Source organism: Putridiphycobacter roseus (assembly GCF_003234935.1).
Classification (GTDB): domain Bacteria; phylum Bacteroidota; class Bacteroidia; order Flavobacteriales_D; family Crocinitomicaceae; genus Putridiphycobacter; species Putridiphycobacter roseus.
The window spans coordinates 1-11,509 of the sequence record NZ_QKSB01000010.1 but is presented as its reverse complement, the minus strand read 5'-3'; the positions used below and the strand labels follow the sequence as shown (position 1 = coordinate 11,509).

The following is an 11,509-nucleotide window of genomic DNA, read 5'->3' as shown; positions in this document are numbered from 1 at the left end:
GGCTAAAAAGGATTTTTTGGTAAGTAAATGTTGTAGTTTCTATAAAAAAATAGAGGTTAACATATTGTTCCTTATTGTTTGACGGTTTCTTTGTAAATGTCTTAAATAGATTTAACACTTTTTTAACAAATGGAATGCGGTAGTAAAAATTTAGATTAAGTAATTTTGTACCGTTGTGAAAAATTATTTGTATAAATATGTAGTCTTGTTTGTCATTCTGTTTATAGGCGGAATGGGTAATATGATGGCTAATACATTATCAAATGATGTATATCAGCAAGTATCACCAGCGAATGAGCTTTTATCTATTAAGCATTCAAAACACGCAAGTGAGACAAGCCACAACTATAACTACGGTTATAAACTCAATAACGGAAAAGATCGGCAATTAGAATCCATTGTGGCTGACACATCCGAAGAGGAAGAAAGTAGAGGGGGAAAGAAGTGTTTAAATTGTGCTTTAAATTTCAATTTATTTTATTTTTCTAATCAATTTCCAGAGTCTTTAATTCAAAGAAAGGGAACAAAATTAGATTTTGCAAAATTAGAACGTAACACAGATTCCTTGTGTTTACTGTTTCAAGTATTTCGTATTTGATTTTAAACTGGTATATGCTATACCCGTATTTTTTTAAGGAGTTTTTTCGCGCTGCTTGAAATAAAATAAGAATGTCCAATTTCTGGACTAATTATCGGTGCTTATCGCACAAAATTTAACATTATCCAAATAGTTTCACTAAAGAAACAATTACTATTTATTATGAAAAAATCATTAATGGTTATAAGCCTGTTTGCCTTGTTATTTCAAACAAGTTGTAAAACAGAAAAAGAAGAAGGCCATGAGGCTGAAGGCAAATTCCTAGTTACTAGCCCAATAAGAAAAGATACCACAATCCTACAAGATTATGTTTCTCAAATACATGCGATTAGTCATATTGAAATACGTGCACAAGAAAGAGGTTTTTTACAAGACATTTATATTGACGAAGGACAGAGCGTTAAAAAAGGGCAGCTTTTATTTAAAATAATGCCCAAGCTATACCAAGCAGAGTATGAAAGTGCAGAAGCAGAAGCAGATTTTGCTGAAATTGAATTTCAAAATGCCAGTCGCTTAGCAGATAGTAATATTATATCCTCGAATAGACTGGCTCTTGCAAAAGCAAAATTTAACAAGGCAAAAGCGGAATTATCTATGGCACAAGTGCATTTAAGTTTTACAGACATTCGCGCACCATTTGATGGCATTATCGACAGGTTTCATGTTCGATTAGGTAGTTTAATTGACGAAGGAGATTTAATGACTAACCTATCAGATAACAGTAAGATGTGGGTTTACTTTAATGTTTCCGAATCAGAATACTTGGATTATAGAACAAAACTAAAAGGCGACAGTGTGATGATTGTAAGTTTACAATTGGCTAATGGAGCACTTTTTGACTATCAGGGAAGAGTAGAAACTATTGAAGCCGACTTTAATAATGAAACTGGAAATATTGCTTTTAGGGCTACTTTTCCAAATCCAAAAGGGTTATTAAGACATGGAGAAACAGGAAGTGTTTTAGTCACTAAACCTTTAGTGAATGCTTTATTAATTCCACAAGTTTCTACTTTCGAAATTCTAGAGCAAAAATATGTTTATGTCATTGATAAAGAAGATGTCGTTCAGGCAAGAAAAATAAAAATTGGCACAGAACTACCACATTTATATGCCGTGGTGGATGGGCTAGAAGAGGGAGATTTAATTTTATTAGATGGACTTAGAAAGGTGAAAGCTGGAGATAAAATAGAATATGATTTCAAAGATCCAAAAACAGTTATTTCTAATTTGGATTTATACGCAGAGTAATTTAACGAATTAAAAATATAAAAGATATGTTTAAAAACATTATACATAGGCCAGTACTAGCCATAGTAATTTCAATTATTATGGTCTTTGTCGGTGTCTTATCGATTAATCAATTACCCACCTCTCAATTTCCTCAAATTGCACCTACCACAGTCAATATTTTTGTTGCTTATCCTGGTGCAAGTGCAGATGTTTTGGTGAAATCTACCTTAACCACCCTTGAAAACTCAATTAATGGGGTGCAAGGAATGCGGTACATGGCTACAGATGCTACAAGTGCTGGTGAGGCTACATTAAGAATTATTTTTGAGCCTGGAACGGATCCAAATCAAGCAGTAATACGTGTAAAAACTAGGGTCGATAGGGTGATGCCTTTATTACCTCCTTTGGTCCAAAGAGAAGGGGTGGTAATCATGCCCATTCAACCAAGTATGTTGATGTATGTAAACCTATATAGTAAGGACAATACCTTGGATGAAAAGTTTTTGTATAATTATGCAAATGTGCAAATGATTCCAGAAATTAACCGAACGCCAGGTGTGGCAAGAGCGCAAATTTTAGGCAGTAGAAAATATGCCATGCGTATTTGGTTAAAGCCTGATCGTATGCGAGCTTACAATATTTCAACAGAAGAAATAATGGATGCATTATCCGAACAAAGTATCGTTGGTCGACCTGGTCGTTTAGGTAGAAGTTCAGGTATTGCAGCACAATCTTTAGAGTATGTATTGACTTATAAGGGACGGTTTAATAAAGCGGAAGAGTATGAAAAAATAATTGTTCGTGCCAATGCCGAAGGAGAGATAATTTATTTAAAAGATTTAGCTAAAATAGAACTAGGTAGTGAGTTTTTTGATATCTATTCAAATTTAGATGGCCATCCTTCTGCATCTATTGTACTGAAACAATCATTTGGTAGTAATGCTACAGAAGTTATTGAGAATGTAAAAATAAAGTTGGAAGAAATGAAAAAGAACTTTCCTCCAGGTGTCGATTACAAAATTAGCTATGATGTTTCTAAGTTTTTAGATGCCTCCATTGAACAAGTAACCCATACTTTAAGAGATGCTTTTATCTTGGTAGCCATTGTTGTGTTTCTATTTTTAGGGGATTTACGTTCGACTATTATTCCAATTTTAGCAGTACCAGTTTCCTTAATTGGCGCATTTTTTATCATGCAATTTTTTGGACTGTCAATTAACTTAATCACTTTGTTTGCTTTAGTTTTAGCCATTGGTATTGTGGTAGATGATGCCATTGTTGTGGTAGAGGCAGTGCATGCAAAAATGGAAGAAACAGGACTTTCTCCTTACCGTGCGGTAAAGGTAGTTATGGGTGAAATTAGTGGGGCAATTATTGCCATTACTGCGGTAATGGTATCCGTTTTTGTGCCCATAGCGTTTATGTCTGGTCCTGTAGGAACGTTTTATCGACAATTCTCTATTACCATGGCTAGTTCAATTATACTTTCTGCCATTATAGCCTTAACTTTAACGCCTGTACTTTGCGCCATATTCTTAAGAAATACCCATGGGAAAGTAAAGCGTAAGACACCAATAAATTGGTTTTTGGGTAAGTTTAATAAAGGGTTTGATAAATTAACAAACCGCTATGTTAAAATATTACGATTGATAGTAAATCGTCGTATCATTACTGCGATCGTACTTATTGCTTTTGGCGTAGGTATATTCTTTCAGAATAAAAGTTTACCAGCCGGTTTTATACCAAGTGAAGACCAAGGAACTATTTATGCAATTATTCAAACCCCACCAGGTTCTACTTTGGAAACAACAAATGAGGTGTCGCAAAGATTAAGAGATGTTTGTGAAGAACTTGAAGGGGTTGAGTCTGTTACTTCTTTAGCTGGTTATGAAATTATGACAGAAGGTAGAGGGTCTAATGCGGGTACTTGTTTAATCAACCTAAAACAATGGTCCGACCGAGAGCATTCTGTACATGAGGTGATGGAAGAGTTAGAGGAAAAAACCAAAGATTTTGGTGCCGTGATTGAATTTTTTGAACCACCTGCAGTACCCGGTTTTGGATCTTCTAGTGGGTTTTCAATGCGTTTGTTAGATAAAAATCCAACTACTGATTACCATGCTTTTGATAAAATAAACCAAGACTTTATGACTGCTTTAGGTACCCGAAAAGAATTAAGCGGATTGTTTACTTTCTTTGCGGCAAACTATCCGCAATATGAGTTAGAAATAGACAATGAGGCTGCTATGCAAAAAGGAGTATCTATTGGTAAAGCCATGGAAAATTTAGATATTTTAATTGGTAGTACTTACGAACAAGGATTTATTCGTTTTGGTCGATTTTTTAAAGTATATGTCCAGTCTGGACCAGAATATAGAAGACAACCAACAGATGTGTTGAAATTATATATTAAAAATGATAAAGACCAAATGGTACCTTATTCCGCTTTCATGAAAATGAAAAAGACGCAAGGACCAAATGAAATTACGCGTTACAATATGTATAATTCCTCTTCTATTCGTGGTTTGCCTGCAGAGGGATTTACCACTGCAGATGCTATTCAAGCAATTAGAGAAGTCGCTGCAGAGACATTACCTACAGGATATGATATTGCTTGGGAAGGCTTGTCATATGATGAAGCAAGAAGAGGAAACGAATCCTTGTTTATCTTTTTGGTGGTATTGGTATTTGTTTATTTTGTTTTAGCTGCCCAGTACGAAAGTTTCTTATTGCCTTTTGCGGTAGTACTATCCTTACCAATTGGAGTTTTTGGTTCTTTCTTTTTATTGAAAATGATGGGACTTGCCAATGATGTTTACGCACAAGTTGGACTGATTATGCTGGTAGGTTTACTGGGTAAAAATGCCGTGTTAATTGTAGAGTTTGCCGTACAAAAACAAAGAGAAGGTCTGACTGTTTTAGAGGCCGCAATTGAAGGCGCGAGGGTGAGATTTAGACCTATTTTAATGACTTCTTTTGCTTTTATCGCAGGACTTATTCCTTTGGTAATGGCACATGGTGCTGGTGCTATTGGTAATAAAACCATTGGTGGATCTGCACTTGGAGGTATGCTTTTTGGAACTGTATTCGGGGTTATAATAATTCCTGGATTATATTACATTTTTGCAAAATTAGCAGAAGGAAAAACTTTAATTAAAAACCAAGACGATTCCCCATTGTCTGAAGATATGATACAATATGAAGAAGAATAAATTAATAAAGCACTTCGCAATTCCTTGTTTGCTGTTTTTAACCGCCTGTGGAATTCCAAAATTGCAAGAAAAAAACAGTAATGCAATTGTACCCGAACAGTATACGCAGTTAAGTGATACTAATTCTATTGCAAAATTGAAATGGCATGAGTTTTTTAGTGATCCTTATTTGGTTGCGCTCATTGATACAGCCTTGAAAAACAACCAGGAATTGAACATGATTTTACAAGAAATAAATATGTCTCAAAATGAAATTTCTGCGAAAAAAGGGGAGTTACTCCCTTTTTTAAACCTTGGTGGTGGCGCCGCTGTGGATAAGGTGCCAAGATATACAAGAGATGGCGCTGTAGAAGCTAATGTCGACATTGAACCAGGTAAAGAATTTCCGGAACCATTACCTGATTTTAATATTCAGTTTAATGCGAGTTGGGAAGTAGACATTTGGAGAAAATTGCGCAACTCAAGAGATGCTGCTGTTGCAAGATATTTATCTTCTGTAGAAGGTAAAAATTTCATGGTGACTAAAATGGTAGCGGAAATTGCAAACGCTTATTATGAGCTACTTTCGCTAGATGCCCAAATGGGAATTATCCAAGATTATATCCTTATTCAAAAAAATGGTTTGAAAACGGTGAAAATTCAAAAGCAAAATGGAGAAGCGACTGAATTAGCGGTGCGCAAGTTTGAAGCGGAAGTCTTAAATACGCAAAGTATTCAATATGATATACAACAAGCTATTATAGAGATGGAGAATAAGCTTAATTTTTTACTGGGACGATATCCGAAAAAGGTGGAACGAAATCCCCAGACTTTTTTAGCGAACATTCCAACCCAACTTTCTGCTGGTGTTCCAACCCAACTGATGTCGTATCGACCAGATATTAAAGCTGCTGAATTAAGACTAACGGCTGCTAGATTAAATGTTAAAGTTGCAAAAGCACAGTTTTATCCACGACTCGATATTTCGGCTGGCTTAGGTTTGGGTGCGTTTAATCCTGTATACCTTGTAAAATCACCAGAATCTATGTTGTTCTCCTTGGCTGGAGATGCGGTGGCACCTTTAATTAATAGAAAAGCAATTAAAGCTGCTTATCTAAATGCAAACGCTAAACAGATTCAAACCGTATTTGATTACGAAAAAACACTTTTAAATGCTTATTTAGAAGTGTATAACCAAGTGTCAAATATCGATAATTTAGAAAAAAGCTATGCTCTAAAAAACAATGAAGTAAGTGCTTTGTCTGATGGTATTGCCATTGCTCTAGATTTATTTAAGTCGGCAAGAGCAGATTATATGGAAGTATTGTTAACCCAAAGAGATGCTTTGGATGCACAATTAGAATTAGTAGAATATAAAAAAGAAAGATTTGTCGCCATGATAAATCTATACCAATCTCTAGGTGGAGGATGGAAATGATGTTTGGCTAGCATTGTTTGAGTAACTAAAATAGCTTACTTTTTCATCATTAAAAGGTTCCAACAGTTGGTGTTGGAACCTTTTTTTATTTTTTGTCTATCATTTTATTGACTTTGGTAAAAAAAAATATACTTTTGCAATCCTTATTTAGACTAAATAAAAATAAGACTATTTAAAACGGAATAAAATGAGAAAAAGTATTGTAATTATTGGTATTGCCTTAATTGGATTAAGTGCCTGTAAAAAGAAAAAAGTAACGAATCTTAAAGAAGAGTATCAAGTCACGTATGCGGAATTAGTTTCTGCTGGTTATGAAGACAGTTATGAATTGGCAAAAGCTTTAAAAACGACTATTTATGACTTTGTGGATAATCCAACTGCAGTAAATTTTGAAGCTTCTAAAGAAGCATGGTTGGCAGCTAGAGTACCTTACGGACAAACGGAAGCCTTTAGATTTGCAGGTGGACCAATTGATGATGCAGATGGACCAGAAGGATTATTAAATGCATGGCCATTAGATGAAGCTTATATCGATTATGTTGAAGGTGATGCCACTACAGGAATTATTAACGATCCTTCAGTAAATATTGAAAAAACCATTTTAGAAGAATTAAACGAAAAAGGTGGTGAAGAAAATATTAGTATTGGTTATCATGCTATTGAGTTTTTATTGTGGGGACAAGATGATGTAAACACTGCTTTAAAAACAAAAGGGGATAGACCATATACGGATTATGTAGTAGGGGCAAACGGAACTGCGTCGAATCAAGAAAAAAGAGGCATTTATTTAAAAGTTTGTGCTGATTTATTAGTAGAACACTTAACTTTGATGGTGAATGAATGGAAAGAAGGTGGCGCTTATAGAACTACCTATTTAGCTATGGATGCAGATGATGCTTTAAATAATGTAATGACTGGAATAGGGGTATTGAGTAAATCTGAGTTAGCTGGAGAAAGAATCTTTACTGCTTTAGATAACCAAGATCAAGAAGATGAACATTCTTGTTTTTCAGACAATACACACCAAGATATTATTTTAAATTTTCAAGGAATTGAAAATGTATGTTTAGGTACTTATACTAGAACCAATGGCGCTGTTGTTTCAGGAACTTCCCTTGCAGATGTAGTTGAAAAATCAGATGAGGAATTGAGTCAAAAATTAAGAGATGCCTTGGCGGCTTGTAATGCAAGTGTTCATAGTATTTCTGTACCGTTTGACTATGCTTTAACTTTAGAACAACCAGGATCTACTGGAGCAATTAACAACTCAATCAATGATTTAAGAGATTTAGGAGATGTTATTGCCGAAGTAGGAAATCACTTAGGACTATCTATTAATACCGCTTTACCAGAGTAATGAAATTAACCTATCCACTTATACTTTTATTCCTTATGATGCTTTCTTGTAGAAAGGAAGCTGTAATTACAGACTATAGATTATATAGTGGTGGGAAAAATGGCACTATTTTCGACGAATCTGAAAACGCATTTGGACATGCCATGTCAAGTATGTCTAACGATAAAGAATTATTATTTTTTGTCGGAAATAGTTTCTTTAACCAAAATTGGGTGTCGGCACCAGCTTCTGCGAAAGCAAGAGATGGTATCGGCCCTCTTTTAAATGCAAAATCTTGCTCGGCTTGTCATTTTAAAGATGGAAGAGGGGCGCCAATTTTATCCATAGATGATAATGCTACCGGTTTTTTAATTCGATTGAGTACTGGAAATAACCCAGATGGCAGTCCGATAGATGATCCAATATATGGTGGACAATTTAACGATAAATCAATAAATGGCGTAAAGGACGAAGGTGTTATCCATGTTAATTTTGAATATACTTCCGGTGAATTTGAAGATGGGACTCCTTACACGTTAAGAAAACCAATTTATAGCTTGATTAAATTAAATTATGGTGCCCTTTCACCAAACATTATGATGTCACCTCGAATTGGACAACAAATGATAGGACTTGGCCTACTTGAAGCTATCAATTCTGCTGATATATTGCTTAATGTAGATGAAAATGATGCCAATGGTGATGGCATTTCAGGTAAAGCAAATTATGTTTGGGATATTGAGTCAGGTGATATGCAATTAGGACTTTTTGGTTGGAAAGCAGGACAGCCTAGTTTAAAGCAACAAGTTGCTGCGGCTTTTCAAGGTGACTTAGGCATAAAATCCTATTTATTTCCCAATGAAAACCATACCGATAATCAACCAGAGTGTTTGAATTTAGAAGATGGTGGTGAAGTAGAAATAGAAAAAGATGATTTAGAAAAAACCGTTTTATACGCGAGCTCTTTGGCTGTTCCAGCCAGAAGAAATGTGGCGGATGAGGATGTTATTCAAGGGGAATTATTGTTTTCAGAATTACAATGTATCGCTTGTCATACAAATACTTTTGAAACAGGTAATTCACATGTGTTTTCTTATTTAAATAAGCAATTAATTCATCCTTATTCGGATATGTTATTGCATGATATGGGAACGGAACTGTCAGATAATCGTCCCATATTTTTAGCGGAAGGTAAAGAATGGCGTACCCAACCGTTATGGGGTATTGGTTTGATTCAAACAGTAAATGGACATACCTACCTATTACACGACGGTAGGGCAAGAAATATTGAAGAAGCAATCCTTTGGCATGGTGGTGAAGCCGAAACTACAAAAAACAGGTATAAGGCACTTCCTAAAACGCAGAGAGCACAAGTGCTTAAATTTATAAACTCACTTTGATGAAAAAAACCGCCCTATTTTTGGCTATAATAAGCGTCGGCTTAATGGCTTGTAAAAAAAATAAATTTACAATAAAAGAATTTTTACCCGCATTGTATGAATTAAAAATAGCACCAGAATTAGACGAAGTGAATTTATCGTCCAAAGCTTTATTGCAAAATTGGAGAGCCATTAATGACAATGATATTACTATTGCGGAAATAGAAGTGTTCCAAAATACCTACCAAGCGTATTTGGATGATGCCTATGCCATTTTACTCTATAATTTTGGCGATATCAGTAAAATATATGTCTACAACCGCTTTTATAAAGCCAGTATTGATACCAATGAAATTTGGGAGGTATACCAAGATAATTCCCTAACATTGGCCGAAGGAATTCAATCTTTAAATAATAAAGTAAAAGGACTGTCTGCTATAGAATATTTATTAAATAATACACAAGCAAATGATTCCATTTCACAGTCTGCAAGATACCGTACCTTTTTGGAATGGCAAATAGAAGCCATTAGTCTTGAAATGGCAAATATTGAATTTTCTTGGTCGGTTTACCAAAGCAATTTTGAAAGTATGACTGATGAAGGAGTGGAAGGGTCCTATAACATGATTGTCAACAGAATTATTCACGTGTTGGAGGACTTGGTCATTAAAAAAATAGGAACTCCTGTCCTGGAAGCCCCTTATTACGAAACGTCAAGGCTTGCCTTTGTTAAGGAAAGTATTGAAATGGCATATGAAGTATTTATTGGGGAAGGTACGAGCGACTTTAATTCGATTTATAACCACATTAGAAAAAAAGATAAAAAAGTCGCAAATTTAGTCTTAGATGATTTTAAAGCTTTGGTTGAATATGGTGATGCACTCGAAAATGATTATGCTTACTATTATCAAAATAATCCAGAAAAATTAACCGAATACGTGACTAAAATCAAAGCATTGATGGTACGTTTTAAAATAGACATTCCAACACTCATTGGTATTTCACTAACCTTTGGGGATAACGACGGGGATTAAATTTTTATAGTTTAGTGAAAGTAAAACGCCCATTAAAATCAATTTAATGGGCGTTTTATGCTATAAGTTAGAAATTATATTAAAATCAATTTAACTTCTAACTGTTTTTCTATAATTATTTTTTCGAATTCTTCTTCTTGTGCACTAGGTATAACGATATAGAATGTCCCAAAGTATTTCCTAGCTTCAGCAGAAAATAATATCCATTTCGAAACTAATAAATGGATGTCATTATCGGAAATATCCTTTTCTATTGCATATATGTCTCTTTTATTCTTGAATTTTGCAACAATGTCCGGCATAAATTTTTTGTCCGAACGGGAATAACCAATCGGTGCAGGACTATTGTCTTTCGATCCGTTTACTTGAAGTTTAATCGGTTCCGTTAATTTAATTTCTTCAACTATTTTTGAAATGACTTTTTTATTCATAATATATTTAATATTAAGGTGGTTATGTTAAAGGTGAATAAGCATTAGTAAAACGTTTCTACTTTCCAGTAACACTCTTTTTAGCTTCTAATTTACTAATAAATGCCAATATGTCTTTTTTAGGCGCATTTGGATAAGACAATAAAAAAAACTTTAATTCTACAATGCTACTGCAGACTTTAGAATCTTTTTTCTTTTCCTGGTTCGATCCAAATTGACTGCAGTGATAAAGTCCTTCTTTAATTTGTACCGCTATCGACATATTGGAATAAGTTAACCAGGTTTCATACTTCATGAATCTCTTATTTATATTTTCATTAAAGGTACTGCTATTTAAATCCTAATAGCATAAAACAATAAGTTTATTTAAGTAGGCGAGTACAGTAGTTCTATGCCATACAAAAAAGCCCTGACGATAAATGTCAGGACTCTTTCTCTATTTAACTTAAACGTAAACTCTTGTTGTCCTTTGCTCGGCTTGATAGAACAACCAATGGCTTTTGTAATAATCGTACTTTGTTTTTTACCTTTTTCTAACGCAGTAATTACATTTTCTGTAGACTTAGTATCCATACAAAAAAGCCCTGACGATAAACGTCAGGACTCTTTCTCTATTTAACTTAAACGTAAACTCTTGTTATCCTTTGCTCGGCTTGATAGGACAACCAATGGCTTTTGTAATAATCGTACTTTGTTTTTTACCTTTTTCTAACGCAGTAATTACATCTTCTGTAGTCTTAGCATCCATACAAAAAGCCTTGACGATAAACGTCAGGACTCTTTCTCTATTTAACTTGTCACGTCCTGAAATAGCGATACACTAAAACAGTAGTGTAATGAAAACATCAGAAAACATGGGGTATGTGAAACGT

10 protein-coding genes are annotated in these 11,509 nt (G+C 34.5%); 7 read left to right on the top strand and 3 right to left on the bottom strand.

Translation table 11 applies throughout. The features are described 5' to 3' along the window. Nucleotides 1–205 precede the first annotated feature (205 nt). The 7 genes from DNU06_RS13840 (at nt 206) to DNU06_RS13810 (ending at nt 10,206) form a co-directional block, all read left to right on the top strand. On the top strand, nt 206–598 hold the full coding sequence (locus DNU06_RS13840) for a hypothetical protein (RefSeq protein WP_146239254.1): 393 nt from the start codon (nt 206–208) through the stop codon (nt 596–598). 162 nt (nt 599–760) lie between these two features. Then, complete coding sequence (locus DNU06_RS13835; protein WP_111064089.1) at nt 761–1,846, top strand: efflux RND transporter periplasmic adaptor subunit; 1,086 nt, start codon at nt 761–763, stop codon at nt 1,844–1,846. 26 nt (nt 1,847–1,872) lie between these two features. Beyond that, nucleotides 1,873–5,040 (top strand): efflux RND transporter permease subunit, encoded by a 3,168-nt coding sequence (locus DNU06_RS13830; RefSeq protein ID WP_111064088.1) that lies wholly within the window; start codon nt 1,873–1,875, stop codon nt 5,038–5,040. Beyond that, entirely contained in the window at nt 5,027–6,457 is a 1,431-nt protein-coding gene (locus DNU06_RS13825; RefSeq protein WP_111064087.1) for a TolC family protein, read from the top strand. The genes DNU06_RS13830 and DNU06_RS13825 overlap by 14 nt, the downstream gene beginning before the upstream one ends. A gap of 187 nt (nt 6,458–6,644) precedes the next feature. Then, nucleotides 6,645–7,814 (top strand): imelysin family protein, encoded by a 1,170-nt coding sequence (locus DNU06_RS13820; RefSeq protein WP_111064086.1) that lies wholly within the window; start codon nt 6,645–6,647, stop codon nt 7,812–7,814. Continuing rightward, nucleotides 7,814–9,193: a di-heme oxidoreductase family protein gene (locus DNU06_RS13815; protein WP_111064085.1), complete on the top strand. Its 1,380-nt coding sequence runs from the start codon at nt 7,814–7,816 to the stop codon at nt 9,191–9,193. Before DNU06_RS13820 ends, DNU06_RS13815 begins: the two co-directional genes overlap by 1 nt. Then, complete coding sequence (locus tag DNU06_RS13810) at nt 9,193–10,206, top strand: imelysin family protein (protein WP_111064084.1); 1,014 nt, start codon at nt 9,193–9,195, stop codon at nt 10,204–10,206. Before DNU06_RS13815 ends, DNU06_RS13810 begins: the two co-directional genes overlap by 1 nt. Nucleotides 10,207–10,280: 74 nt before the next feature. Here the strand turns inward: DNU06_RS13810 and DNU06_RS13805 are convergent, their stop codons facing one another. The 3 genes from DNU06_RS13805 to DNU06_RS13795 all read right to left on the bottom strand — a co-directional run bounded on the left by DNU06_RS13805 (nt 10,281) and on the right by DNU06_RS13795 (nt 11,210). Continuing rightward, nucleotides 10,281–10,637 (bottom strand): hypothetical protein, encoded by a 357-nt coding sequence (locus tag DNU06_RS13805; protein ID WP_111064083.1) that lies wholly within the window; start codon nt 10,635–10,637, stop codon nt 10,281–10,283. A gap of 58 nt (nt 10,638–10,695) precedes the next feature. Next, complete coding sequence (locus DNU06_RS13800; RefSeq protein ID WP_111064082.1) at nt 10,696–10,932, bottom strand: hypothetical protein; 237 nt, start codon at nt 10,930–10,932, stop codon at nt 10,696–10,698. A gap of 71 nt (nt 10,933–11,003) precedes the next feature. Beyond that, a complete protein-coding gene (locus tag DNU06_RS13795; RefSeq protein WP_111064081.1) occupies nt 11,004–11,210 on the bottom strand; it encodes a hypothetical protein in 207 nt (68 codons plus the stop codon). Nucleotides 11,211–11,509: the final 299 nt, after the last annotated feature.

What these genes read in the sequence shown, in the direction of transcription:
- DNU06_RS13835 (WP_111064089.1), top strand. Translation starts at nt 761, where the DNA reads ATGAAAAAATCATTAATGGTTATAAGCCTGTTTGCCTTGTTATTTCAA.
- DNU06_RS13810 (WP_111064084.1), top strand. Translation starts at nt 9,193, where the DNA reads ATGAAAAAAACCGCCCTATTTTTGGCTATAATAAGCGTCGGCTTAATG.
- DNU06_RS13815 (WP_111064085.1), top strand. Translation starts at nt 7,814, where the DNA reads ATGAAATTAACCTATCCACTTATACTTTTATTCCTTATGATGCTTTCT.
- DNU06_RS13825 (WP_111064087.1), top strand. Translation starts at nt 5,027, where the DNA reads ATGAAGAAGAATAAATTAATAAAGCACTTCGCAATTCCTTGTTTGCTG.
- DNU06_RS13830 (WP_111064088.1), top strand. Translation starts at nt 1,873, where the DNA reads ATGTTTAAAAACATTATACATAGGCCAGTACTAGCCATAGTAATTTCA.
- DNU06_RS13805 (WP_111064083.1), bottom strand. Translation starts at nt 10,637, where the DNA reads ATGAATAAAAAAGTCATTTCAAAAATAGTTGAAGAAATTAAATTAACG.
- DNU06_RS13820 (WP_111064086.1), top strand. Translation starts at nt 6,645, where the DNA reads ATGAGAAAAAGTATTGTAATTATTGGTATTGCCTTAATTGGATTAAGT.
- DNU06_RS13795 (WP_111064081.1), bottom strand. Translation starts at nt 11,210, where the DNA reads ATGGATACTAAGTCTACAGAAAATGTAATTACTGCGTTAGAAAAAGGT.
- DNU06_RS13800 (WP_111064082.1), bottom strand. Translation starts at nt 10,932, where the DNA reads ATGAAGTATGAAACCTGGTTAACTTATTCCAATATGTCGATAGCGGTA.